The 24080-nt window shown below is 56.8% G+C and carries 22 protein-coding genes and 3 tRNA genes; 1 reads left to right on the top strand and 24 read right to left on the bottom strand.

From position 1 onward, the window contains the following. Positions 1–17: 17 nt before the first annotated feature. Positions 18–1079, bottom strand: coding sequence for a quinolinate synthase NadA (gene nadA, locus H7K56_RS04880; RefSeq protein ID WP_058757866.1), 1062 nt, complete (start codon positions 1077–1079; stop codon positions 18–20). A 126-nt stretch (positions 1080–1205) separates the two neighbouring features. Continuing rightward, positions 1206–1721: a methylated-DNA--[protein]-cysteine S-methyltransferase gene (locus tag H7K56_RS04885; protein WP_021508524.1), complete on the bottom strand. Its 516-nt coding sequence runs from the start codon at positions 1719–1721 to the stop codon at positions 1206–1208. A 158-nt stretch (positions 1722–1879) separates the two neighbouring features. Between H7K56_RS04885 and H7K56_RS04890 the strand changes: the two genes are divergently transcribed. Further along, the gene (locus H7K56_RS04890) at positions 1880–3346 is read left to right on the top strand and encodes an AlkA N-terminal domain-containing protein (RefSeq protein ID WP_104092700.1); all 1467 of its coding nucleotides are present in this window, start codon (positions 1880–1882) and stop codon (positions 3344–3346) included. 363 nt (positions 3347–3709) lie between these two features. Here the strand turns inward: H7K56_RS04890 and H7K56_RS04895 are convergent. The 22 genes from H7K56_RS04895 to sdhC form a co-directional block, all read right to left on the bottom strand. Next, positions 3710–3785: transfer RNA gene (locus H7K56_RS04895), tRNA-Lys, on the bottom strand. Between the two features lie 32 nt (positions 3786–3817). Then, positions 3818–3893 (bottom strand) — tRNA-Lys (locus tag H7K56_RS04900). Between the two features lie 50 nt (positions 3894–3943). Continuing rightward, a tRNA-Lys gene (locus H7K56_RS04905) sits at positions 3944–4019 on the bottom strand. 166 nt (positions 4020–4185) lie between these two features. After that, entirely contained in the window at positions 4186–4977 is a 792-nt protein-coding gene (gene cpoB / locus H7K56_RS04910; protein ID WP_058757869.1) for a cell division protein CpoB, read from the bottom strand. A 9-nt stretch (positions 4978–4986) separates the two neighbouring features. Further along, positions 4987–5505: a peptidoglycan-associated lipoprotein Pal gene (gene pal, locus H7K56_RS04915; RefSeq protein WP_021508527.1), complete on the bottom strand. Its 519-nt coding sequence runs from the start codon at positions 5503–5505 to the stop codon at positions 4987–4989. Positions 5506–5569: 64 nt separating this feature from the next. Further along, positions 5570–6865 carry a Tol-Pal system beta propeller repeat protein TolB gene (gene tolB / locus H7K56_RS04920; protein WP_021508528.1) on the bottom strand — a complete coding sequence of 432 codons (1296 nt, stop codon included), beginning with the start codon at positions 6863–6865 and terminating at the stop codon, positions 5570–5572. Positions 6866–6982: 117 nt separating this feature from the next. Continuing rightward, positions 6983–8239 (bottom strand): cell envelope integrity protein TolA, encoded by a 1257-nt coding sequence (tolA, locus tag H7K56_RS04925; protein WP_150360928.1) that lies wholly within the window; start codon positions 8237–8239, stop codon positions 6983–6985. A gap of 25 nt (positions 8240–8264) precedes the next feature. After that, positions 8265–8693 carry a colicin uptake protein TolR gene (tolR, locus tag H7K56_RS04930; RefSeq protein WP_021508530.1) on the bottom strand — a complete coding sequence of 143 codons (429 nt, stop codon included), beginning with the start codon at positions 8691–8693 and terminating at the stop codon, positions 8265–8267. A gap of 13 nt (positions 8694–8706) precedes the next feature. Beyond that, positions 8707–9393 carry a Tol-Pal system protein TolQ gene (gene tolQ, locus H7K56_RS04935; protein WP_010616001.1) on the bottom strand — a complete coding sequence of 229 codons (687 nt, stop codon included), beginning with the start codon at positions 9391–9393 and terminating at the stop codon, positions 8707–8709. Next, positions 9390–9812: a tol-pal system-associated acyl-CoA thioesterase gene (gene ybgC / locus H7K56_RS04940; protein ID WP_168714917.1), complete on the bottom strand. Its 423-nt coding sequence runs from the start codon at positions 9810–9812 to the stop codon at positions 9390–9392. Before ybgC ends, tolQ begins: the two co-directional genes overlap by 4 nt. 177 nt (positions 9813–9989) lie before the next feature. Next, positions 9990–10283, bottom strand: coding sequence for a cyd operon protein YbgE (gene ybgE, locus H7K56_RS04945; RefSeq protein ID WP_058775290.1), 294 nt, complete (start codon positions 10281–10283; stop codon positions 9990–9992). Then, on the bottom strand, positions 10283–10396 hold the full coding sequence (gene cydX, locus H7K56_RS04950) for a cytochrome bd-I oxidase subunit CydX (protein WP_010615998.1): 114 nt from the start codon (positions 10394–10396) through the stop codon (positions 10283–10285). The genes ybgE and cydX overlap by 1 nt, the downstream gene beginning before the upstream one ends. Positions 10397–10411: 15 nt before the next feature. Further along, positions 10412–11551 (bottom strand): cytochrome d ubiquinol oxidase subunit II, encoded by a 1140-nt coding sequence (gene cydB / locus H7K56_RS04955; RefSeq protein WP_150360927.1) that lies wholly within the window; start codon positions 11549–11551, stop codon positions 10412–10414. An 11-nt stretch (positions 11552–11562) separates the two neighbouring features. Continuing rightward, positions 11563–13134, bottom strand: coding sequence for a cytochrome ubiquinol oxidase subunit I (gene cydA / locus H7K56_RS04960; protein WP_058757874.1), 1572 nt, complete (start codon positions 13132–13134; stop codon positions 11563–11565). 676 nt (positions 13135–13810) lie between these two features. Further along, complete coding sequence (gene sucD / locus H7K56_RS04965; protein WP_021508535.1) at positions 13811–14686, bottom strand: succinate--CoA ligase subunit alpha; 876 nt, start codon at positions 14684–14686, stop codon at positions 13811–13813. Continuing rightward, positions 14686–15852 carry an ADP-forming succinate--CoA ligase subunit beta gene (gene sucC, locus H7K56_RS04970; protein WP_006118458.1) on the bottom strand — a complete coding sequence of 389 codons (1167 nt, stop codon included), beginning with the start codon at positions 15850–15852 and terminating at the stop codon, positions 14686–14688. Before sucC ends, sucD begins: the two co-directional genes overlap by 1 nt. Positions 15853–15922: 70 nt before the next feature. Beyond that, positions 15923–17137, bottom strand: a complete 1215-nt coding sequence (gene odhB / locus H7K56_RS04975) for a 2-oxoglutarate dehydrogenase complex dihydrolipoyllysine-residue succinyltransferase (protein WP_021508536.1) — start codon at positions 17135–17137, stop codon at positions 15923–15925. Positions 17138–17152: 15 nt separating this feature from the next. Next, positions 17153–19960 (bottom strand): 2-oxoglutarate dehydrogenase E1 component, encoded by a 2808-nt coding sequence (gene sucA / locus H7K56_RS04980; protein ID WP_021508537.1) that lies wholly within the window; start codon positions 19958–19960, stop codon positions 17153–17155. A 206-nt stretch (positions 19961–20166) separates the two neighbouring features. Continuing rightward, positions 20167–20883, bottom strand: coding sequence for a succinate dehydrogenase iron-sulfur subunit (locus tag H7K56_RS04985; protein ID WP_021508538.1), 717 nt, complete (start codon positions 20881–20883; stop codon positions 20167–20169). A gap of 14 nt (positions 20884–20897) precedes the next feature. Next, a complete protein-coding gene (gene sdhA, locus H7K56_RS04990; RefSeq protein ID WP_021508539.1) occupies positions 20898–22664 on the bottom strand; it encodes a succinate dehydrogenase flavoprotein subunit in 1767 nt (588 codons plus the stop codon). Next, positions 22665–23012: a succinate dehydrogenase membrane anchor subunit gene (gene sdhD / locus H7K56_RS04995; protein WP_021508540.1), complete on the bottom strand. Its 348-nt coding sequence runs from the start codon at positions 23010–23012 to the stop codon at positions 22665–22667. It lies immediately after the preceding gene. Continuing rightward, complete coding sequence (sdhC, locus tag H7K56_RS05000; RefSeq protein WP_021508541.1) at positions 23006–23395, bottom strand: succinate dehydrogenase cytochrome b556 subunit; 390 nt, start codon at positions 23393–23395, stop codon at positions 23006–23008. Before sdhC ends, sdhD begins: the two co-directional genes overlap by 7 nt. Positions 23396–24080 lie beyond the last annotated feature (685 nt).

A 24080-nucleotide genomic window follows, 5' to 3' on the forward strand; every position in this document is an offset into this window, starting at 1 on the left:
CCTGTATGAAAACCGCCTCAGGCGTTCCCTTTCAGCGTAAGTTTGAGTTGTGCTGCAAAGTCTAGCATGCGGTTGAGCGGCAGTAACGCCGCCTGACGCAGCGCCGCATCGACGTGAATTTCATGCTGCTCGCCGCCGTGTGCCAGCCCTTCAGCGATAGCCTGCAGGCCATTCATCGCCATCCACGGGCAGTGCGCGCAGCTGCGGCAGGTCGCTCCTTCGCCCGCGGTGGGCGCTTCCAGTAACTCTTTATCCGGTACCGCCTGCTGCATTTTGTAGAAGATGCCGCGATCGGTCGCCACAATCATCTGCGGATGCGGCAGCGTTTTGGCGGCCTGAATTAACTGGCTGGTGGAACCGACCGCATCGGCCAGGTCGACGATCGCCTGCGGTGACTCCGGGTGCACCAGCACCGCCGCGTCAGGATAGAGCGCTTTCATGCGCTGCAGCGCCTGGGTTTTGAACTCATCATGCACGATGCAGGCGCCCTGCCAGCACAGCACATCAGCGCCGGTTTGCTGCGTAACGTAACGGCCCAGATGGCGGTCCGGTGCCCAGATAATTTTCTCACCGCGACTGTCGAGATATTCAATCAGCTCAACCGCAATGCTGGACGTCACTACCCAATCGGCGCGTGCTTTTACCGCTGCCGACGTGTTGGCATACACCACTACAGTCCGATCCGGATGCGCATCGCAGAAGCGGTTAAATTCGTCAATCGGGCAACCGAGGTCAAGCGAGCACTCTGCCTGCAGCGTGGGCATCAGCACGGTTTTTTCCGGGCTAAGGATTTTGGCGGTTTCGCCCATGAAACGCACGCCGGCCACCAGCAGCGTTTGCGCCGGATGCTGGCTGCCAAAGCGTGCCATCTCAAGGGAATCCGCCACGCAGCCGCCGGTCTCTTCGGCCAGCGCCTGGATTTCCGGATCGGTGTAGTAATGCGCCACCATCACCGCATCGCGTGCTTTGAGCAGACGTTTAATTTCTTCGATGTAACCGGCTTTTTCCTGCGGGCTGAGGCGCGCCGGTTTCGGCGGGAAGGGATAAATGGCGCTTTCAGCATCAAACATTGCACTCATGACACGGCTCTCGTTTTATCGATTTAACAAAATCGCCCATCAGGACGATGATGCGGCATTAAATCCGCCATCGTGTTTTATATGCTAAACACAATAGCGGATTACACCGAGCCTGTCGTGTGATTTTTATGCGGGAAGTACCAGCTGCGCGCCGGCTTGCGCCTGTTGTGGGCTTTCCAGCTCAAGCAGAAACGCTTTTACCGCCAGGCCGCCTGCAAAGCCGGTGAGCTTACCGTTGCTGCCGATAACGCGATGACAGGGCGCCATGATCGACAACGGATTTTTACCGTTGGCAGCGCCGACGGCGCGTACCGCTTTCGGGTTGCCGATCTGCTCCGCGATTTGCAGATAGCTGCGGGTTTCACCAAACGGAATGGTGAGCAGCGCCTGCCAGACCTTTTTCTGAAACGCAGTGCCAACGGTGTCGTACGGCATGTCAAACTGCTGACGCTCGCCGGCAAAGTACTGGCGCAGCTGGCGCTCAGCCTCACAGAGAATCGGATGCTGGTCGTTACGCGCGATCGGTTTCAGCGGCACACGCTGCGCGCCTTCGTTTTCCCATAAAATGGCTGACAGACCGCGATCCGTGGCAATGAGCGTCAGTTCTCCGACGGGCGTGGTAATGATTTTAGCGTGATACATGTTGCACCTCCGACGTGGGCTATGCGGATGATTATCGCACTTTTGCGCGGCGAAACTGGCTGTTTTCGGCCATGAGCATAAACTGGTTAGCTGTCCGAAAGCAGCCAGTTTTCCATCTGCACCTGCGCGACGATGGTGTTTATTTGCCGGAGACGATGATGTTTGATCCTGAAATTGCCTATCAGGCGCTGACGGCGCGCGACAGCCGTTTCGACGGGGTGTTTTTTGTCGGCGTGACCTCCACCGGTATTTACTGCCGTCCGATCTGTCCGGTGAAAGCGCCGATGCAGAAGAACTGCCTGTTTTTCACCAGTGCCGAAGCGGCTGAAAAGGCGCACTTTCGCCCCTGCCTGCGCTGTCGTCCCGAGCTGGCACCTGGTTCGGCGCCAGTCGATAGTCATCATCGCATCGCCGACCGGCTGATACGCCGTATCGAAGAAGGCTTACTGGAAGAACAGGAGACGCTGGCTGAGATCGCCAGCGAGTTTGACCTGAGTGAACGCCAGCTAAGGCGGGTGATTCAGCAGGAGCTGGGCGTGTCGCCACTTGAACTGCGGCAAACCCGGCGTATGCTGCTGGCGAAGCAGCTACTGACTGAAACCGCATTGCCGGTGACCGAGATTGCCTATGCCAGCGGTTTTCGCAGTCTGCGCCGTTTTAACGACGTGTTCCAGGCTCGCTATCGCATGACGCCTTCGCGTCTGCGTAAGCAGATTCAGACGGAAGCCCTGAATGGTGAGCAGGAGAGCGCCGAACTGCGCCTCAGCTACCGGCCTCCTTATGACTGGGACGCCATCCTCGATTTCCTGCAACAGCGCGTGATGAAGCAAGTCGAGTGGGTCAGCGAGGGCGTTTATCATCGTACTGTGGCGCTCGGTCAGTGTCGTGGCTGGGTGCGCATTAGCCATTTGCCGGAAAAGCAGGCGCTGAAGGTGCAATTTACTACCACGCTGACGCCGGTGCTGCCTGCCCTGCTGCGCCGCTTGCGCGATCTGTTTGATCTGGATGCCCAGCCACAGCGCATCAGCGAGCAGCTCAGCCAGGATCCGCTATTAGCTGCGAGTCTGGCACGCTATCCAGGTTTGCGCGTTCCTGGTGCCTTTGACGGCTTCGAGCTGGCGGTCCGCGCCATCCTCGGCCAGCAGGTGACGGTGAAAGCCGCGACCACGCTGAGCAGTCGCGTGGCGGAGCGTTTTGGCGCGCCCCTCACCACGCCGTGGCCTGCGCTCTCCCGCTTACCGCCAGAGGCCGAATCACTGGCTACTGCAACTCTGGATGATATCGCCAGCCTCGGCATTGTGAGCGCCCGCGCGCAGGCGATCCAGGCACTGGCCGGGGCCTGCGCCTCAGGAGCGCTGCGCTTCAATGGCGCGGTTAATCCGGACGTGGTGCAGCAGCAGTTGCTGGCGCTGAAGGGTGTCGGGCCGTGGACAGCGAGTTATATCGCCATGCGCGCCCTGCGCTGGCCGGATGCCTTCCCGAAAGAGGACATTGCGATCCGCAATAATCTCGGCGGCGTGAGCGCAAAGGTCGCAGAGCAGATGTCACAGGTGTGGCGCCCGTGGCGCAGTTACGCGGTGCTGCATATCTGGAAGAGCCTGACGCCGGATAAGGTAAAAAAGTAGATCAGCTTGAAACCTTGCAGCCAGCCGAAAGTACCGGGCGGTTCCGTAAAGTCGCCGTAAATACGTCCCTGTAGGCTCTGCCGGCGCATCCATGCGCCGGAAGCTTTACTCCACCGCCCGGCCCTTCCGTCTTCTTTGAGCATGGGTGCGATTATCTAAAGCAATGACAAGGCTTGATGGCCAGTTAAGGCGGGAGCGGAAGGAGCGAAGCGTCCGAGCCATGGATGGCGAGGCCGATCCACAGGGATGTGAGATTCCTTTGCGATCCGCCCCGCCTTATCTGGCCTGAGTACGATCTCAAAGCAACATACCGAACTTCGTAAAAAAGCAAAAAGGCGCCTTTAGGGCGCCTTTCTACATAACTGGTGGGTCGTGCAGGATTCGAACCTGCGACCAATTGATTAAAAGTCAACTGCTCTACCAACTGAGCTAACGACCCGCTCGGGAAGTGGCTTACAACTTTCGACTTGATGGTGGGTCGTGCAGGATTCGAACCTGCGACCAATTGATTAAAAGTCAACTGCTCTACCAACTGAGCTAACGACCCATCAAGGTTGTGAAGCAAACTGAAGTGACATCAAAACTGAACGGTTGAGATGGTGGGTCGTGCAGGATTCGAACCTGCGACCAATTGATTAAAAGTCAACTGCTCTACCAACTGAGCTAACGACCCATCTTCAGTGCTGCCGATACTTGTTAAGATATGTCCCGGCAACGGCGGCATATATTACTGATTTAGCGGGAGGGCGCAACCCTTATTTTCCGCTAAATGTCTCAACTGCTTACCTTTCATGCGGCAAGACCAGAAATCAGACGAAATCCGGTCTTAACTGCAGCAATTACATGGCAGCGAGCCGTTTTTGTGCCTGCTTAGCAGACTCAGAGTTAGGGAATTGTTTGATCACCTGCTGGTAGACCGCTTTCGCTTTCGCTGTATCGTTCTTCTCCTGCATGATCACCCCAACCTTAAACAGCGCTTCCGCCGCTTTTGGCGATTTCGGGTAGTTTTTAACTACAGTGGCAAAATAGTAGGCCGCATCGTCCTTTTTGCCTTTGTTGTAAAACAACTGACCCAGCCAGTAATTGGCATTCGGCTGATAGGTGGAGTCAGGATACTTCTTCACCCACGCCTGCAGCGCAGTAATCGCCTGGTCGTACTGCTTCTTCTCAAGAATCAGCGCGACGGCAGCATTGTAATCGGTGTTGGCATCGCCGGTTTGTGCGGGTGCAGCGGCAGCCGTATTGCTGCTCCCCGCATCAGCGTTTCCCGCTGCGGCACCGGCTGCTGCATCGGCACCACCGCTGGCCTGCGCACCATTACTGCTGCTCAGACTGTCGATCTGCTGATAAAGCTGCTTCTGCCGCTCAATCACCTGATTAAGCTGATAACTGTTCTGCTGGATCTGCCCGCGCAGCGAATCGATATCGCTTTGGTTATCACTCATCTGCTGCTGCAACTGCTGCAGAAGCTGAGCCTGGGCATTGGAGATACGTTCAAGAGTGGTGACACGGTCTTCGACCGAGCCTGAGCCAACGCTACTGATTGACGCCTGGGCATTAGCGGCCCAGGGGGCCGCTACGCCAACCAGTAACGACAGACTCAACAGATGAAGTCTGAAGTTACTAATCATGTGATTCTCTTAGTAAACCAGTACGGCACGACGGTTTTTAGCGTAAGCCGCTTCGTCGTGGCCCAGTACAGCAGGTTTCTCTTTACCGTAAGATACGATAGACATCTGGTCAGCAGACACGCCTTTACCCTGCAGGTACATTTTAACGGCGTTAGCACGACGCTCGCCCAGGGCGATGTTGTACTCTGGGGTGCCGCGCTCATCCGCGTGACCTTCGATGGTCACTTTGTAAGATGGGTTGCTACGCAGGAAAGCAGCGTGCTGATCCAGCATCTGAGCGTATTCAGACTGCACGTCATACTTGTCCAGACCGAAGTAAACGATGTTGTTCTGCTGCAGCTGCTGCATCTGCAGACGCGCCTGCTCGTCAGAAGACATGTTGCCGTTCTGGCCAGCGCCAGCGCCGTATGCACCGTCAGCACCCATACCGGTCTGATCGTTGTTGTTGTTTTTGTGAGAGCTACATGCAGCTACCGCGATAACCGGCAGAGCCAGCATCAAACCCTTCAGCACTTTGTTCAGTTGCATTTCTTTATCCTATTATTTTGTTTGCCATACATTTTACTCCCCCGCCAGGCGAGGGAGCGATGCATCACAGATACGGCGACCAGGCAGGGAATTTGACCTGTCCATCAGTTGCCGGAAGACGCGCTTTGAAACGCCCATCGGTTGAAACCAACTGCAACACGGAACCCATCCCCTGAGTAGAGCTATAGATTACCATCGTGCCGTTAGGAGCCAGACTTGGCGTCTCATCCAGGAACGTGTCCGTTATTGTCTGAACGGCTCCCGTTTCCAGATCCTGTTTGGCGACGTGCTGCGCGCCACCGGCGCTGCTGATCATCACCATCGTTTTACCGTCAGATGACACATCCGCATCCTGGTTCTGAGCCCCTTCCCAGGTAATGCGCTGTGGCGTTCCGCCGTTAACGTTAACTTTGTAAATCTGTGGCGCACCGGCCTGATCCGAAGTGTAAGCCAGCGTCTGGCTGTCCGGGAACCAGGTAGGTTCGGTGCTGTTGTAGCGGCCATCGGTCACCTGACGCGTCTGACCGGAGGCCAGATCCATCACGTACAGGTTCAGGCTACCGGTTTTCGACAGGGCGAAGGCCAGCTTAGAGCCGTCCGGCGAGAAGGCCGGCGCACCGTTGTGACGCGGATAAGAAGCCACCTGACGGATAGCGCCGTTGGCCAGCGTCTGCACCACCAGCGCCGATTTACCGCTTTCGAAGGTCACGTAAGCCACTTTGCTGCCGTCTGGCGACCAGGCCGGTGACATCAGCGGCTGCGGCGAACGGTGTACCACAAACTGGTTGTAACCATCGTAGTCAGACACGCGCAGCTCGTACGGGAACTGACCACCGTTGGTCTGCACCACATAGGCGATACGGGTACGGAACGCGCCTTTGATACCGGTCAGCTTCTCAAACACTTCATCGCTGGCGGTATGCGCAGCATAGCGCAGCCACTGTTTGGTGACTTTATAGGAGTTCTGCGCCAGCACAGTACCCGGTGCGCCACCGGTATCCACCAGCTGATAAGCCACCTGGTAGCTGCCATCGGCGTTCGGCGTAACCTGCCCGACGACCACGGCATCAATACCCAGTGCGCTCCACGCGGCAGGCTGAACTTCCTGTGCGCTGGTCGGCTGCTGTGGCAGACGAGAGCGATCCAGCGGGTTGAATTTACCGCTGTTACGTAAGTCTGCTGCGACGATGCCACCAATATCTTCGGGTGCAGCGCCCGGACCGGCCCACTGGAACGGCACCACACCAATTGGGCGTGCGGTATTAACGCCCTGCGTAATTTCAATGCGTACTTCCGCGTGCAGCATCGCTGCCCACAGCAGTACAAAAAAACCTAAGGTTACACGAAGTGCCTGCTTCATCTTATCTCCCTTATCTGAACCTGAGTTCATGATAATTCGCACAGTTCCTGAAAAAACACGAGTACTCATAGAGTACGGCAAGCTAACCTTAGTTCAACCTGCCGTACGTTACTGCATTTATTGCGGCTTGAAATCCAGCGGCGCGTTTTTGAACACTTCATATACCGCCTGACTTGGCGGTTTAGGGATACGAGCCTGCCGAGCCGCTGCGACAGCAGCCTGGCATAGGGCAGTATCACCCCCCTGCGCTTTAACATCCGCTAACGTACCATCAGACATCATGACAATACGTAAAGTACAGGTGCGCCCCTTATAGCTTTCCCAATCGTAAAACTTACTTTTGATCGCAGCCTGAATTTGACCGGCATAGTTGCTAATGTCAGCACCCGATGCACCCGCTTTTTTCTGACTACCCTGGCCAGCTGGAGCACCACCAGCAGAGGAACCGCTTTTCGGCGCATTCTTACCGGAAGAGAGACCGCCTAACAGATCATCCACATCGCTCTCGTTCTTCGCCGCTTCGGCAGCCGCTTTCTTCTTCGCATCGGCGGCCGCTTTAGCTTTGGCCGCCGCATCCGCTTTGGCTTTGGCTGCTGCCTCAGCTTTCGCTTTGGCTTCGGCGGCCGCTTTCTCTTTCGCGGCTTCCGCAGCTTTCTCTTTGGCTTCCTGTGCAGCTTTGGCTTTCGCATCTGCCGCAGCCTGAGCTTTGGCTTCTGCCTCCGCTTTGGCTTTCGCTTCAGCTGCGGCTTTCGCCTGCTGCGCGGCTTTCTCTTTCGCCGCTTCGGCTGCGGCGGCTTTAGCCTGCTCTTCCGCTTTCTTCTTCGCGTCGGCTGCGGCCTGCTTCGCCTGCTCTTCCGCTTTGGCTTTCGCGTCCGCTGCAGCCTTCGCCTGAGCATCGGCCTGCGCTTTGGCATCGGCTTTGGCTTTCGCTGCGGCCGCTTCTGCGGCTTTCTGCTGCTCCTGCGCCTGCTTCGCTGCTGCTTCCGCCGCCTTCTGCTGCTCTGCCTGCTGCTTCGCCTGCTCTTTGGCTTCCTGCTGCGCCTGCAGACGCTCTTTTTCCAGCTCTTTCAGCCGCTGCTGTTCAGCGGCCTGCTTCTGCTGCAACTCTTCCGCCTGCTGCTGTGCCTGCTTCTGGCGCTGCTGCTCGGCGCGCTGACTATCACTCTGCTGATTCTGCTGACGGTTATACTGCTCAACCACCGCGCCAGGATCGACCATCACCGCGTCGATATCACTGCCGCCACCGCCGCCGCTGGCTTCGATATGTTCGTTAAACGAGCTCCAAATCAGCAGGGCGATCAGCACGATGTGCAGAATCACCGAAATGATTATCGCGCGTTTTAACTTCTCGTTCTGCTCGGTTGCCTTCGACACTCTCGGTTCCCAAAAACGGTTCGCGTTAAATCGGCTGCGTCATCAAACCGACGGATTTCACGCCAGCCTGATGCAACAGGTTCAGCGCCTTGATGATTTCGTCGTAAGGCACATCTTTCGCCCCACCAATCAGGAAGACCGTCTTCGGATTGGCTTCAATACGGCGCTGCGCTTCGCTCACCACCTGCTCCGGCGGCAGCTGCGTCATACGATCGTGATCCACCACCAGGCTGTACTGCCCTACCCCGGCCACTTCCACGATCACCGGCGGATTATCGTCGCTGGAAACGGTTTTCGAATCGGTTGCGTCCGGCAGGTCCACTTCCACGCTCTGCGTAATAATCGGCGCGGTTGCCATAAAGATGAGCAGCAACACCAGCAGCACGTCCAGCAGCGGAACAATGTTGATTTCCGACTTAAGATCGCGACGCCCGCGACCACGGGTTCTGGCCATCGTTAACCTCGACTTACTTGCTGTTGTCGGTAGAGAAAGCCTGACGATGCAGGATGGCCGTGAACTCTTCCATAAAGTTGTCGTAGCCCTGCTCCAGCTTGTTCACGCGCTGGTTCAGACGGTTATACGCCATAACGGCAGGAATGGCCGCGAACAGACCGATTGCGGTGGCGATCAGCGCTTCGGCGATACCGGGCGCAACCATTTGCAGTGTGGCCTGTTTCACCGCACCCAGTGCGATAAAGGCATGCATGATCCCCCACACCGTACCAAACAGACCGATATACGGGCTGATGGAACCGACGGTGCCAAGGAATGGGATGTGATTTTCCAGCGCTTCCAGTTCACGGTTCATCGAGATGCGCATGGCGCGACCGGCCCCTTCGACCACCGCTTCCGGCGCATGGCTGTTAGCGCGGTGCAGGCGGGCAAACTCTTTGAAGCCAGAATAGAAAATCTGTTCGGACCCGCTCAGCTCGTCACGGCGCGCCTGGCTCTCCTGATAGAGACGCGACAGCTCGATACCGGACCAGAACTTGTCCTCGAACGCCTCGGCCTCACGCCCCGCCGCGTTAAGAATGCGGGTGCGCTGAATGATGATTGCCCAGGAGGCAATAGAAAAGCCGATCAAAATCAACATGATAAGTTTGACCAGAAGGCTTGCCTTCAGGAACAAATCAAGAACGTTCATGTCAGTCACTGCTTGAACTCCGCGACAATAGACTTGGGAAGCGCAATCGGCTTCATTAGATGTGGGTTGATGCAGGCAATCAGGACGTCTGCTTCATTGAGCACTTTGCCTTCAGCATTCACGATACGCTGCGAGAACGTCATGGTTGCGCGCGTCATTGCTGTCACTTCGCTCTGGATCTCCAGAAGGTCGTCGAGACGTGCCGCGGCAATAAAGTCCACCGTCATGCGCCGTACCACAAAAGCCACCTGCTCTTCCAACAGGGCCTGTTGATTGAAATGGTGCTGGCGCAACATCTCGGTACGTGCTCGTTCATAAAAAGCAAGATAGCTGGCGTGGTAAACCACACCACCGGCGTCAGTGTCTTCGTAATAGACCCGAACCGGCCAGCGAAACAGCGTTGTACTCACTCTACATCCCGGTCTCATTTTAAACGTTGCTACTATACGCAAGTGAGATCGGCTTGGGAATGGTCCGCCAGAGCCAGGAGAAAATAATTATCAGACGTTAACAACTGGGAGGATTTTTGGGAGATTTCCTGACCAACCGCTGACAAAAACTCACGTCAGCAGCGGTAAAACAGCCCTTGCGGGCTGAGAAAGAACTTAATGGTAGAACCAGTAAATTCCCAGCGCCAGCACGATCAACGCCGGCAGCGGGGCAAACAGCGCCTGCCAGCGGGCACGCTGTGGCCGGAAACCGGTGCCGTGGATCACGCCGCTGCACACCGCCCAGATTAACAATAATCCGTGCCAGATAGCGAGCTCACTGGTGCGTGCGGCAAAGCGCGCCGGCTGCCAGATGACGCATCCGGCCAGCCACAGCGCCAGAATCAGTGAAAGGGCCCGCAGCGGGCCCTTATCCATCAGACGATACAGCGTCTGTATCAGGCTGCGCATCAGAGCTTGTCGTCCTGCGCGCCGCCCTCTTCCACATGCTCGATCGCCAGTGCCGTGACTACGCCAAACGCACAGGCCAGCAAGGTGCCAAGAATCCAGGCAAAATACCACATGCTCAATCTCCTCAATCAGTACAGGGAGTGCGTATTGCGCTCAATGTGTTCTTTGATGATGCGGCCATACATCTTGTAGTAACACCAGCTGGTGTAAGCCAGAATAATCGGCACAAAGATGATGGCGGCCACGGTCATGATCTGCAGCGTCAGCAGGCTGGAGGTCGCGTCCCACATGGTCAGGCTGGTGCCTGGCACGGTGCTGGATGGCATGATGAACGGGAACAGCGCAATGCCCGCCGTCATAATGACGCACGCCAGCGTCAGCGAAGAGAAGATAAACGCCCATGCGCCCTTCTCCATGCGCGAACACAGGATCGTCAGCAGCGGCAGCAGCGCGCCGAGCAGCGGGAACAGCCACAGCACCGGCATCTGTTCAAAATTGACCAGCCAGGCGCCGGCTTCACGCACCACGTCTTTACCCAGCGGGTTAGACGCCGCGTGATGATCGATTGCGCTTTTCAGCACATAGCCATCAATGCCGTACTTCACCCACACGCCGGCCAGTACAAAGCCTACCAGCATCACCAGCGCGCTGATTTGCGCCGCGGTGCGGGAACGCAGGTGCAGTTCGCCGCTGGTGCGCATCTGCAGGTAAGTCGCGCCCTGGGCCAGAATCATCGCGACGCTGATCACCCCAGCCAGCAGGCCAAACGGATTAAGCAGCTGGAAGAAATTACCGGTGTAGAACAGGCGCAGGTACTCATCAGCATGGAACGGCACACCCTGCAGCAGGTTACCGAACGCCACGCCAATCACCAGCGGCGGCACAAAGCTGCCAATGAAGATGCCCCAGTCCCAGGCACCGCGCCAGCGCATATCTTCAATCTTCGACCGGTAATCAAAGCCGACCGGACGGAAGAACAGCGAGGCCAGCACCAGAATCATCGCCACGTAAAAACCGGAGAACGCGGCGGCATAGACCATTGGCCAGGCGGCGAACAGCGCCCCGCCGGCAGTGATCAGCCAGACCTGGTTACCGTCCCAGTGCGGCGCGATGCTGTTAATCATGATGCGACGCTCGGTATCGGTGCGACCGAGGATGCGGGTCAGCATTCCCACGCCCATATCGAAGCCGTCGGTGACGGCAAAACCGATCAGCAGAATGCCAATCAGCAGCCACCAGACAAAACGCAACACTTCATAGTCAAACATGGTAGCTCTCCTTATCCGCGCGCCGGTTGAGTCACAGCCTGCACTGTTTCATGGTGATAGCGGCCGGTTTTCAGGCTGCTTGGACCAAGGCGGGCAAATTTGAACATCAGATACATTTCCGCCACCAGGAACACGGTATACAGGCCGCAGATCAGGATCATCGAGAACAGCAGATCGCCGACGGTCAGCGACGAGTTGGCCACAGCGGTTGGCAGCACCTCACCAATCGCCCACGGCTGACGGCCATATTCAGCGACAAACCAGCCAGCTTCGACGGCAATCCACGGCAGTGGAATACCGTACAGCGCCGCTTTCAGCAGCCAGCGATTCTTACCGATGCGGTTACGAATCACGCTCCAGAACGACAGCGCAATGATGCCCAGCAGCAGCACGCCACACAGCACCATGATGCGGAAGGCAAAATAGAGCGGTGCCACGCGCGGAATGGAATCCTGCGTTGCCTGCTGGATTTGCGCTTCCGTGGCGTTCGCCACGTCCGGGGTATAACGCTTGAGCAGCAGACCGTAGCCGAGATCCTGTTTATGCGTCTCAAACTCACTGCGCACCGCCGGATCTTTACTGCCGGCACGCAGCTCGTTCAGCAGCGCATAGGCTTTCATACCGTTACGGATGCGCACTTCATGCTGCGCCAGCAGATCTTTCAGGCCGGTGACCGGCGTATCGACGGAACGCGTAGCAATCAAACCGAGCAGATACGGGATCTGGATGGCGTACTTGTTCTCCTGCGTCGCCTGATCCGGCACGCCAAACAGCGTAAAGGCCGCCGGCGCCGGCTGGGTTTCCCATTCGGCTTCGATGGCGGCCAGCTTGGTTTTCTGCACGTCGCCCATTTCATAGCCGGATTCGTCACCCAGCACGATGACCGACAGCACGGCAGCCATACCGAAGCTGGCAGCGATCGCAAAGGAGCGTTTGGCAAACGCGATGTCGCGCCCTTTCAGCAGATACCAGGCGCTGATGCCCAGAATGAACATCGCTCCGGTGGTGTAGCCCGCGGCCACGGTATGCACAAATTTCACCTGCGCCACCGGGTTCAGCACCAGCTCGGAGAAGCTCACCATCTCCATACGCATGGTTTCGAAATTGAATTCAGAGGCGATCGGGTTCTGCATCCAGCCGTTCGCCACCAGGATCCACAGCGCGGACATGTTCGAGCCAAGTGCCACCAGCCAGGTCACCGCCAGGTGCTGCACTTTACCGAGGCGATCCCAGCCGAAGAAGAACAGGCCGACAAAGGTGGATTCAAGGAAGAACGCCATCAGGCCTTCGATGGCCAGCGGCGCACCGAAGATATCGCCGACGTAGTGGGAGTAATAAGACCAGTTGGTACCGAACTGAAATTCCATGGTCAGACCGGTGGCCACGCCCAGCGCAAAGTTGATACCAAACAACTTGCCCCAGAATTTGGTCATATCTTTATAAATCTGTTTTCCCGACAGGACATAGACCGTTTCCATGATCGCCAGCAAAAACGCCATACCGAGCGTTAAGGGCACGAACAGGAAATGGTACATCGCCGTCAGGGCAAACTGTAAACGCGACAGCTCGACAATATCTAACATGATGACTCCTTGCTCCTCGCATGAACTCATCCTGCGAATAACAACCACAAACAGCGGGCAGTGCGATGCAGAATAAGGTCAGGAACGACTGATTATTGATTCCAGTTTTGTTACCGACAGCACAATGCGTACTGCGGCCCGAAGTGAGCGAGTAACAGTGGTGAAAATTCCCCGAAAAACCGATCGCTTCAGCCTGTTTCGAGCAGGAGTAAGATGAGGAGGCGACAGAATTGATATGACAACGCCTGGCACAAACTCCTGAAAAATGATGAAAAAGACTGAATTGATGCAGCGCAATTTATACCGGTTGGGTTGCTTTTAGCCAGCGGTAAAGTTTGCTATATATCGCCTTTTATTGATCTGGATTAAGACAATAATTTTCCAGATATGTAGTGTTAGAGTTGTTGTTAATTAGTTGTCATAAATCGATGGCGCAATTAAGAAAACAATTACCTTTCCCGTAATTATTTAACCTCTTTGCCAGCCAGACGCCTGGACGCTGACGGGAAAAAGCACGCCTCTTTGCCCTTCTTTACTCAACGACAAAGTAAGCATAGCCGCAGAAAATGTTGCCGTTACGTTTTTACTGCAAATGTGTGAGGACGGCTAATGGCCGTGCATGACAGCCATAAAAAAAGCCACCCGCAGGTGGCTTTGTTCTTTCAGCAGCAAAATCTTATTTCGCTGGCAGTACCGCTTTCACCGCGTCGCCGATATCGGCCAGGCTGCGAACGGTTTTCACACCGGCCGCTTCCAGTGCAGCAAATTTCTCATCGGCGGTGCCTTTACCACCGGCAATGATGGCGCCGGCGTGGCCCATACGCTTGCCTTTCGGCGCCGTTACGCCGGCGATATAGCCGACGACAGGCTTGGTCACGTGCTCTTTGATGAACGCCGCGGCCTCTTCTTCAGCGCTGCCGCCGATCTCACCGATCATCACGATCGCTTCGGTCTGCGGATCGTCCTGGAACATTTTCAGGATGTCGATGAAGTTGGAGCCTGGGATCGGGTCACCGCCGATGCCCACACAGGTGGACTGGCCGTAGCCGATGTCGGTGGTCTGCTTAACCGCTTCATAGGTCAGCGTACCGGAACGTGACACGATACCCACGCGGCCTGGCTGGTGAATGTGGCCCGGCATGATGCCGATCTTACATTCGCCTGGGGTGATCACGCCCGGGCAGTTCGGGCCGATCATGCGCACGCCTGCTTCGTCCAGCTTCACTTTCACCGTCAGCATATCCAGCGTCGGGATACCTTCGGTGATGGTGATGATCAGTTTGATGCCCGCGTCGATCGCTTCCAGGATACCGTCTTTGCAGAACGGTGCCGGCACGTAGATCACGGTGGCGGTGGCGCCCGTGGCTTCTACTGCTTCACGCACGGTGTTAAACACCGGCAGACCGAGATGGGTGGTGCCGCCTTTACCTGGCGTCACACCGCCAACCAGCTGCGTACCATAGGCCAGCGCCTGCTCAGAGTGGAACGTTCCCTGGCCACCGGTGAAACCCTGGCAAATGACTTTGGTGTTTTTGTCGATCAGAATGGACATTATTTACCCTCCGCAGCAGCGACAACACGCTGTGCTGCGTCTGTCAGGCTGGTTGCTGCAATGATGTTAAGACCGCTGTCCGCCAGTTTCTTCGCGCCCAGCTCGGCGTTGTTACCTTCCAGACGTACCACGACCGGTACGTTGACACCCACTTCAGCCACAGCACCGATGATGCCGTCTGCGATCAGGTCGCAGCGCACGATACCGCCGAAGATGTTAACGAATACCGCTTTCACAGCATCGTCAGACAGGATGATTTTGAAGGCTTCGGTAACGCGCTCTTTGGTTGCGCCGCCGCCAACATCAAGGAAGTTTGCAGGCTGACCACCGTGGTGTTTCACGATGTCCATGGTGCCCATCGCCAGACCGGCGCCGTTGACCATACAGCCAATGTTGCCTTCCAGCGCGACGTAGTTCAGTTCCCACTGCGTCGCGTGGGCTTCACGGGGATCTTCCTGGCTTGGGTCACGCATTTCACGCAGCTCTGGCTGACGGAACAGGGCATTGCCATCGGCACCCAGTTTGCCATCCAGACAGATCAGGTCGCCCTGTTTGGTGATCACCAGCGGGTTGATCTCAACCATCGCCAGGTCGCGCTCCAGGAACATGGTCGCCAGACCCATGAAGATTTTGGTGAACTGACTGACTTGCTTGCCGGTCAGACCCAGTTTGAATGCCAGCTCGCGGCCCTGGTATGGCTGCGGGCCGGTCAGCGGATCCAGCGCCATTTTGTGGATCAGGTGCGGGGTTTCTTCCGCCACTTTCTCGATTTCCACGCCGCCTTCGGTTGACGCCATGAAGATCACGCGACGGGTGGCACGGTCAACCACCGCACCCAGATACAGCTCCTGATCGATGTCGGTCGCCGCTTCAACCAGGATCTGGTTTACCGGCTGACCATTGGCGTCAGTCTGGTAGGTCACCAGACGTTTGCCCAGCCAGTTTTCAGCGAAAGCACGAATGTCTTCTTTACTGTTAACCACCTTCACACCGCCCGCTTTACCGCGGCCACCGGCATGAACCTGACATTTCACCACCCACGGACCCGCGCCAATTTTCGAGGCGGCTTCTTCGGCTTCACGTGGCGTGGTGCAGGCGTAGCCAGTCGGTGCTGGCATACCATACCGTGCAAACAGCTGCTTCGCCTGGTATTCGTGTAAGTTCATGATGTTCTATCCATTCAGATCTAAACAGGGTTAATTTGGGCGCGCCTCGTGCCAGCGCGCCCGGCGAAAATCAGACATCCAGCAGCAGACGCGCCGGATCTTCCAGCAGCTCTTTCACCGCGACCAGATAGCCGACAGATTCACGACCATCGATCAGACGGTGATCGTAGGAGAGCGCCAGATACATCATTGGCAGCACCACCACCTGACCATTCACCGCCATTGGGCGATCTTTGATGGCGTGCATCCCCAGAATCGCGCTCTGCGGCGGGTTGATGATCGGCGTAGACATCAGCGAACCGAACACACCACCGTTGGTGATGGTGAAGTTACCGCCGGTCAGTTCTTCCACCGTCAGCTTGCCGTCACGGCCTTTCACCGCCAGCTCTTTAATTTTCTTCTCGATGTCGGCCATGCTCAGCGCATCAACATCTTTCAGCACTGGCGTCACCAGACCACGCGGCGTTGAGACCGCGATGCTGACATCGAAATAGTTGTGGTACACCACATCGTCGCCGTCGATCGACGCGTTGACTTCCGGGAAGCGTTTCAGCGCTTCGACCACCGCTTTGATGTAGAAGGACATAAAGCCCAGACGCACGCCGTGACGCTTCTCGAAGGCATCGCCGTACTGCTTGCGCAGATCCATGATCGGCTTCATGTTGACTTCGTTGAAGGTGGTCAGCATTGCGGTGCTGTTTTTCGCTTCCAGCAGACGCTCGGCCACACGCTTGCGCAGACGGGTCATTGGCACGCGCTTCTCGCTGCGGTTGGCGACTGCCTGCGGAGCCGCATCGGCTGCCGGTGCCGCTTTCGCGCCGTCGGCTTTCTTCGCCAGATGTTTTTCTACATCTTCGCGCGTCAGACGGCCGCCAACACCGGTGCCTTTAATCTGGCTGGCGTCGAGGTTGTTTTCCGCAATCAGGCGGCGCACGGCCGGGCTGAGCGCGTCATTGCTCTCTTCTTCCAGAGATGCAGTCTGACGCTGTGCAGGCGTAGACTCCTTGCTTTCCACTTTCGCCGTGGTCTCTTTCCCGCCGCTGTTGCCTTCCTTCAGACGGCCCAGAATCTGGCGCGATGTTACGGTGGCGCCTTCGTCTTCCAGCACCGCTTCCAGCACACCGTCAGCGGCGGCAGGCACTTCCAGTACCACTTTGTCAGTTTCGATCTCGACCAGCACTTCGTCGCGGGTCACAGAGTCGCCGGGTTTTTTATGCCAGGTGGCTACCGTGGCGTCCGCTACGGATTCAGGCAAATCGGGAACGAGAATTTCTACGCTACTCATTTTCTTTCCTTTTAATTAACCAAGGTTCAGCGCGTCATTGACCAGGTCTTGCTGCTGTTGTTGATGTACGGACATATAGCCCACGGCCGGTGAAGCAGAAGCCGGACGGCCTGCGTAACGCAGTGACGCACCAAATGGAACCACTTCGCGGAAATGATGCTGACTGCAATACCATGCGCCCTGGTTCAGTGGCTCTTCCTGACACCAGACGAAATCCTGAACATGGGCGTAATTCTTCAGCGCTTCCTGCACCGCTTTGTGCGGGAACGGATAGAGCTGTTCGATACGCACGATGGCGACATCGGTCTGCTCGTTCTTACGACGCTGCTCCAGCAGATCGTAATAAACTTTACCGGAGCACAGCACCACGCGTTTCACCTGCTGCGGATCGAGGTCGTCGATCTCACCAATCGCCGGCTGGAAGCTGCCGTTGGCCAGCTCATCAAGGCTGGATACCGCCAGCGGATGACGCAGCAGCGACTTCGGCGACATCACGATCAGCGGACGGCGCATACCGCGCAGCGCCTGACGACGCAGCATGTGGTACACCTGCGCTGGCGTTGATGGCACGCAGACCTGCATGTTCTGCTCAGCACACAGCTGCAGATAGCGCTCGAGGCGCGCGGAGGAGTGCTCCGGACCCTGCCCTTCATAGCCGTGTGGCAGCAGCATCACCAGACCACACATGCGGCCCCATTTCTGCTCGCCGGAGCTGATGAACTGATCGATCACCACCTGAGCGCCGTTGGCGAAGTCACCGAACTGCGCTTCCCAGATGGTCAGCACGCGCGGCTCGGCGGTGGCGTAACCGTATTCGAACGCCAGAACCGCTTCTTCCGACAGCACCGAATCCCACACCTTGAACTGACCCTGACCGTTATGGATGTGGTGCAGCGGGGTGTAAGTCGAACCGTTCTGCTGGTTGTGAATCACCGCGTGACGGTGGAAGAAGGTGCCACGGCCGGAGTCTTCACCCGACAGGCGCACCGGAATGCCTTCGTCCACCAGCGTGGCGTAAGCGAGGTTTTCCGCCCCGCCCCAGTCGAACAGCTTGTTGCCTTCCGCCATCTCTTTGCGGTCGTTATAAATCTTGGCAACGCGCGACTGCACTTCCACCGCTTCCGGAATGCTGCTGATGCGGCGCGCCAGCTCCTGCAGACGTTTCATGTCCACGGTTTCCGGGTAGCTCTCATCCCACTCGTGGTTGAGGTACGGAGACCAGGTGAACGAGTGCAGGCTCATCGGACGCCATTCCGGCACCACGCACTCGCCTTCATCCAGCGCATCGCGGTACAGGTTTACCAGCTCGGTGGCATCTTCCTGCGTGGCCACGCCTTCGCTTTCCAGCTGATCGGCGTAGATTTTGCGCGGCGTTGGATGCTTTTTGATTTTCTGATACATCAGCGGCTGGGTTGCGCTTGGCTCGTCGGCTTCGTTATGGCCGTGACGGCGGTAGCACACCAGGTCGATGAACACATCGCGTTTAAAGGTGTTGCGATAATCCAGCGCCAGACGGGTAACAAACGCTACCGCCTCCGGATCGTCCGCGTTGACGTGGAAGATCGGTGCCAGCACCATTTTGCCGATGTCGGTGCAGTACGGGGTAGAACGCGCATCTTTCGGATTCGAGGTGGTGAAGCCCACCTGGTTGTTAATCACGATGCGTACGGTGCCACCCACTTCGTAACCGCGAGCCTGCGACATGTTCAGGGTTTCCTGCACCACGCCCTGGCCAATAACCGCGGCGTCACCGTGAATGGTGATCGGCAGAACTTTGTTGCTGCCCGGCTCCGCCAGACGATCCAGACGCGCGCGCACCGAGCCCATGACTACCGGGCTTACAATTTCCAGATGCGACGGGTTGAACGCCAGCGCCAGGTGCACCAGGCCGCCTTCGGTTTCCACGTCTGACGAGAAGCCCATGTGGTACTTCACGTCACCGGTACCGAGGTGCTCTTTGTGCTTGCCGGAGAATTCGTCGAACAGATCCTGCGGTTTTTTACCCAGCACGTTGATCAGTACGTTGAGACGGCCGCGGTGCGCCATGCCAAGCACCACTTCGCGCGTGCCGCTCTTGCCGGCGTGGCGAATCATTTCGCGCAGCATCGGTACCAGCGCATCGCCGCCTTCCAGCGAGAAGCGTTTGGCACCCGGGAATTTCGCGCCGAGGTATTTTTCCAGGCCCTCTGCCGCCGTCAGCTCTTTCAGGAAACCTTTTTTCTCGTCCGCGCTGAATGACGCATGGCCTACTACCGATTCCAGACGCTGCTGAATCCAGCGCTTCTCTTCGGTGTTGTTGATGTGCATGTACTCTGCACCAATCGAACCACAGTAGGTCTGCTGCAGTGCGGCATAAAGATCGGCCAGCTTCATGGTCTCTTTGCCAATGGCGAAAGAGCCTACGTTAAAGCTTTCCTGAAAATCGGCGTCGGTCAGATCGTGGAAGGCCGGATCGAGATCCGCCACGCGTTCCTGCTTCCACAGGCCGAGCGGATCGAGGTTAGCGTGCTGATGGCCGCGGAAGCGGAACGCATTAATCAGCTGCAGCACTTTAACCTGTTTGGAATTAGCGGCCGGATCGGTGACTGTGGAGGTGTAGCGGGTGGCGTCTTTCGCCAGGCGGCGGAAATATTCACGCGTCGTGGAGTGAAACTGCTCAGGTTTCACGCCGGTGCCCGGCAGCTGCTGGAACATCGAGCGCCACACTTCATCAACAGAGTCAGGATCGGTCAGGAAATCCTCATAGAGTTGCTCTATGTAGGACTGGTTCGCGCCGGCCAGCCAGGAGGAGTCCAGCCAGGGTTTCATCGCGCTGTTCTGCATTGTGATCCCTTAAGCATTAATCTGCTTTTTTGAGGTTTCATTTGTTGCCGCTTACGCGGCTTGCCGTAGTGAGTTCAGCGATACGAACCTGTGCGCAACCGGCGCCTGGCCCGTAAGGGAACCTTTATAAGCGTGGTCAGTACCGCGCTTATAGAGGCTTCCGTAAACGATCGGGAACCTGAGTTCCCGACCGTGACTTCCGTTTATTACGCCCCGCGCTGCAGCAGCATCGACTTAATGTGGCCGATGGCGCGCGTTGGGTTTAAGCCTTTCGGGCACACGCTCACACAGTTCATGATGCTGTGACAGCGGAAAACACTGAAAGCATCATTCAGATTGTCGAGGCGCGCATCGGTTTCGGTGTCGCGGCTGTCAATCAGGAAGCGGTACGCCGCCAGCAGGCCGGCCGGACCGATGAACTTGTCCGGATTCCACCAGAACGACGGGCACGACGTGGAGCAGCAGGCACAGAGAATACACTCGTACAGGCCGTCCAGGTGCTCACGCTGCGCAGGCGTTTGCAGATGCTCGCGCGCTGGCGGATTTTCCCCATTATTCAACAGGAAAGGCTTAATCTTCTCATACTGAGCATAGAATTGTCCCATGTCCACCACGAGGTCGCGGATTACCGGCAGACCGGGCAGCGGACGGATAACAATCTTCTTGCTGCCATTGCCCAGTGCGGAGACCGGCGTGATACACGCCAGGCCATTTTTACCGTTCATGTTGAGGCCATCGGAGCCGCACACGCCTTCACGGCAGGAGCGACGGAAGGCCAGCGTAGGATCTTTTTCTTTCAGACGGATCAGCGCGTCCAGCAGCATCATGTCGCGACCATCTTCCGCTTCGAGGGTGTAATCCTGCATGCGCGGTTTGTCATCGACTTCCGGGTTGTAACGATAGATAGAAAATTCGAGTCTCATGATGATCTCCGCAATTAGTAAGTACGCGCTTTCGGCGGGAAGGCCGCACGCAGTTTCGGTTGCATGTTCACCTCACGGCGCGTCATGCTTTCCGTTTGCGGAACATAGAGGCTGTGGCACAGCCAGTTGGCATCATCACGCTCCGGGTAGTCGAAGCGGCTGTGAGCGCCACGGCTTTCGGTGCGGAAGTTGGCCGCTACCGCGGTTGCGTAAGCGGTTTCCATCAGGTTATCCAGCTCAAGGCATTCGATACGCTGGGTGTTGAAGTCCGGTGAACGGTCATCGAGACGCGCGTTTTTCAGGCGCTCACGAATCTCTTTCAGTTCGGCCAGGCCTTCACGCATCGCATCCCCTTCGCGGAATACCGAGAAGTTGTTCTGCATGCAGCGCTGCAGCGCCTTGCGGATTTCAACCGGGTCTTCACCGGTGGTGTTGTTTTCCCAGCGGTTGAAGCGGGCCATCGCCGCGTCGATTTCATCTTCGGTGGCGTCGCGCAGTTCGCCCTGCTCAGCGATGCACTCCATCAGATGAACACCGGCCGCGCGGCCGAATACCACCAGGTCGAGCAGCGAGTTGCCGCCAAGACGGTTTGCGCCATGTACCGATACGCAGGCAATTTCGCCTACCGCGAACAGGCCCGGAATCACTTCATCTTCACCCTGCTCGTTAACGCGCAGCGCCTGACCGGTCACGCGGGTCGGCACGCCGCCCATCATGTAGTGGCAGGTCGGGATAACCGGAATCGGCTCTTTAATCGGGTCGACGTGAGCAAAGGTGCGCGACAGTTCGAGGATGCCCGGCAGACGGGATTCCAGCACTTCAGCGCCCAGATGGTCGAGTTTCAGTTTGATGTGCGGACCCCACGGGCCGTCGCAGCCGCGACCTTCACGAATTTCCACCATCATTGAACGCGCCACCACATCACGGCCCGCCAGATCTTTGGCGTTCGGCGCGTAGCGCTCCATGAAACGCTCGCCATGCTTGTTCAGCAGATAGCCACCTTCACCACGGCAGCCTTCGGTCACCAGCACACCCGCACCCGCGATGCCGGTTGGGTGGAACTGCCACATCTCCATATCCTGCATTGGCACGCCGGCACGCAGCGCCATGCCGACGCCGTCGCCGGTGTTGATGTGGGCGTTGGTGGTGGACTGATAGATACGGCCAGCACCGCCGGTCGCGAGGATAGTGGCTTTGGCTTTGAAGTAGACTGTTTCACCGGTTTCGATGCAGATGGCGGTACAGCCGACGATCGCACCGTCAGCGTTTTTCACCAGATCCAGTGCATACCACTCGGAGAAGATGGTGGTTTTGTTTTTCAGGTTCTGCTGATACAGCGTATGCAGCAGGGCGTGGCCGGTACGGTCGGCAGCAGCAGCGGTACGCGCCGCCTGCTCACCACCGAAGTTTTTCGACTGACCACCAAACGGACGCTGATAAACGCGGCCGTCATCAAGACGGGAGAATGGCAGGCCCATGTGCTCCAGCTCCAGAATCGCTTCCGGACCGGTTTTACACATATATTCGATTGCGTCCTGGTCACCGATGTAATCGGAGCCTTTGACGGTATCGTACATGTGCCATTCCCAGTTATCTTCGTGGGAGTTACCCAGTGCCACGGTAATCCCGCCCTGCGCCGATACGGTGTGGGAACGGGTTGGGAACACTTTGGATAACAGAGCACAGCTCTGGCCCGACTGGGAGATTTGCAGCGCGGCGCGCATACCCGCACCACCTGCGCCGATCACCACGGCATCAAATTCTCTGACTGGCAAACTCATTTACACACCCCACACCACAACAGTTCCATAAATTGCATACGACAACAGCGCGACCACAATCACCAGTTGCAACACCAGACGCGTTGCCAGCGGTTTCACGTAGTCGGTCAGGACCTGCCACATGCCAATCCAGCCGTGGACCAGAATCGAGAACAGCGTCAGCAACGTGAACACTTTAGTAAAGGAGGAAGCGAAAAAGCCGCGCCAGACGTCATACGTCAGCGTGCCGGTCATCACGACAAAACCGAGGATGTAGAGAATGTAGAGCGTAATTAAGATTGCAGCAGCACGCAGTAACAGCCAGTCATGGATACCGTTGCGTCCTAATGCAGAAGCATTGCTTACCATACGAGGACTCCAGCCAGAATTGAGAGCACGACAGTGATAACAAAAACCGCTTGCGCGGTACGGGTTCCCACCTGCAGGGTTTCTGCCGTAAAACCGAAGTCGGCCAGCATGTGACGAATGCCGCTTGCTGCGTGATATGCCAGCGCGGTCAGAATGCCCCACATGATGAATTTGGCGAAGAAGCTATCCATGATGGATGCCGCTTGCTGGAAACCTTCCGGAGAAGAGAGGGAGAGACCCAGTAACCAGAGCAGAATTCCGAGAGCGACAAAGGTAATCACGCCGGAGACGCGGTGGAGAATGGACGATATTGCAGTAACGGGAAACCGGATCGTCGAGAGATCCAAGTTAACAGGTCTTTGTTTTTTCACGGTTTTGCCCACACAGCTCTTTTTTATTTTGCTTCCTCCGGTCCTGAGTTACAGAAGAGCACAGTGCGTGTTCGGACTGCAACCGCCACCAAAATAGCAACATCCAGTGTTAAGTGAAGCGGGTAAAACGCTGGGTGGCTCCTGGTGTCAGGGTATTCCGGAGACCTGGCGGCAGTATAGGAGGATCACATTCTGATTACAATTCCCCTACAATCTCTTTGGTCACATTTAAGCTGAACAGTGATCCGCCTCACGTATTTCACAATTTATACATTTTTAATTATCTGATTTGACAATAGATCAACATTTCAGTTACAAACGAACGCACTAAAACCCTATGATGCATAAAAGTTATGGGGATACACTTTCCCCTAAGCTCAAGTTATGTAACATTGCCTTTACGAGCAACACAAACCGTCAGGTTATTGGTTACCAAGAAGTTATGTCGTGACAGGATCTTTAACATCCACGATGTGCAGCGCGTCATGCCCGGACACCACCGATTGGCTTTACACATTTCGCTCCGTAACCTTGCAGCATGAACGTTACCGCGGAGTGATGCTGTGAAGATTCTGTTTTAGCCTAAGTCGTGCGGGTTGCAATAAGGCAGTAAGCGTGCAAATGATGGGCGTTTACGCAAGTAAATGACCGCACTGCGCGCGCGCAGCCAGTGTAGCGGCGGCCCGAAAATACGGCT

This window comes from Pantoea dispersa, from assembly GCF_014155765.1.
Taxonomy (GTDB): Bacteria; Pseudomonadota; Gammaproteobacteria; order Enterobacterales; family Enterobacteriaceae; genus Pantoea; species Pantoea dispersa.

Bases quoted from the DNA above. Each gene is read 5' to 3' on its own strand.
- H7K56_RS04890 (WP_104092700.1), top strand. From the start codon at position 1,880: ATGTTTGATCCTGAAATTGCCTATCAGGCGCTGACGGCGCGCGACAGC.
- sucD (WP_021508535.1), bottom strand. From the start codon at position 14,686: ATGTCCATTCTGATCGACAAAAACACCAAAGTCATTTGCCAGGGTTTC.
- H7K56_RS04885 (WP_021508524.1), bottom strand. From the start codon at position 1,721: ATGTATCACGCTAAAATCATTACCACGCCCGTCGGAGAACTGACGCTC.
- sdhD (WP_021508540.1), bottom strand. From the start codon at position 23,012: ATGGTAAGCAATGCTTCTGCATTAGGACGCAACGGTATCCATGACTGG.
- sucA (WP_021508537.1), bottom strand. From the start codon at position 19,960: ATGCAGAACAGCGCGATGAAACCCTGGCTGGACTCCTCCTGGCTGGCC.
- cydB (WP_150360927.1), bottom strand. From the start codon at position 11,551: ATGTTTGACTATGAAGTGTTGCGTTTTGTCTGGTGGCTGCTGATTGGC.
- tolB (WP_021508528.1), bottom strand. From the start codon at position 6,865: ATGAAGCAGGCACTTCGTGTAACCTTAGGTTTTTTTGTACTGCTGTGG.
- ybgC (WP_168714917.1), bottom strand. From the start codon at position 9,812: ATGAGACCGGGATGTAGAGTGAGTACAACGCTGTTTCGCTGGCCGGTT.
- cydA (WP_058757874.1), bottom strand. From the start codon at position 13,134: ATGTTAGATATTGTCGAGCTGTCGCGTTTACAGTTTGCCCTGACGGCG.
- nadA (WP_058757866.1), bottom strand. From the start codon at position 1,079: ATGAGTGCAATGTTTGATGCTGAAAGCGCCATTTATCCCTTCCCGCCG.
- cydX (WP_010615998.1), bottom strand. From the start codon at position 10,396: ATGTGGTATTTTGCCTGGATTCTTGGCACCTTGCTGGCCTGTGCGTTT.
- cpoB (WP_058757869.1), bottom strand. From the start codon at position 4,977: ATGATTAGTAACTTCAGACTTCATCTGTTGAGTCTGTCGTTACTGGTT.
- sucC (WP_006118458.1), bottom strand. From the start codon at position 15,852: ATGAACTTACACGAATACCAGGCGAAGCAGCTGTTTGCACGGTATGGT.
- ybgE (WP_058775290.1), bottom strand. From the start codon at position 10,283: ATGCGCAGCCTGATACAGACGCTGTATCGTCTGATGGATAAGGGCCCG.
- pal (WP_021508527.1), bottom strand. From the start codon at position 5,505: ATGCAACTGAACAAAGTGCTGAAGGGTTTGATGCTGGCTCTGCCGGTT.
- tolR (WP_021508530.1), bottom strand. From the start codon at position 8,693: ATGGCCAGAACCCGTGGTCGCGGGCGTCGCGATCTTAAGTCGGAAATC.
- sdhA (WP_021508539.1), bottom strand. From the start codon at position 22,664: ATGAGTTTGCCAGTCAGAGAATTTGATGCCGTGGTGATCGGCGCAGGT.
- odhB (WP_021508536.1), bottom strand. From the start codon at position 17,137: ATGAGTAGCGTAGAAATTCTCGTTCCCGATTTGCCTGAATCCGTAGCG.
- H7K56_RS04985 (WP_021508538.1), bottom strand. From the start codon at position 20,883: ATGAGACTCGAATTTTCTATCTATCGTTACAACCCGGAAGTCGATGAC.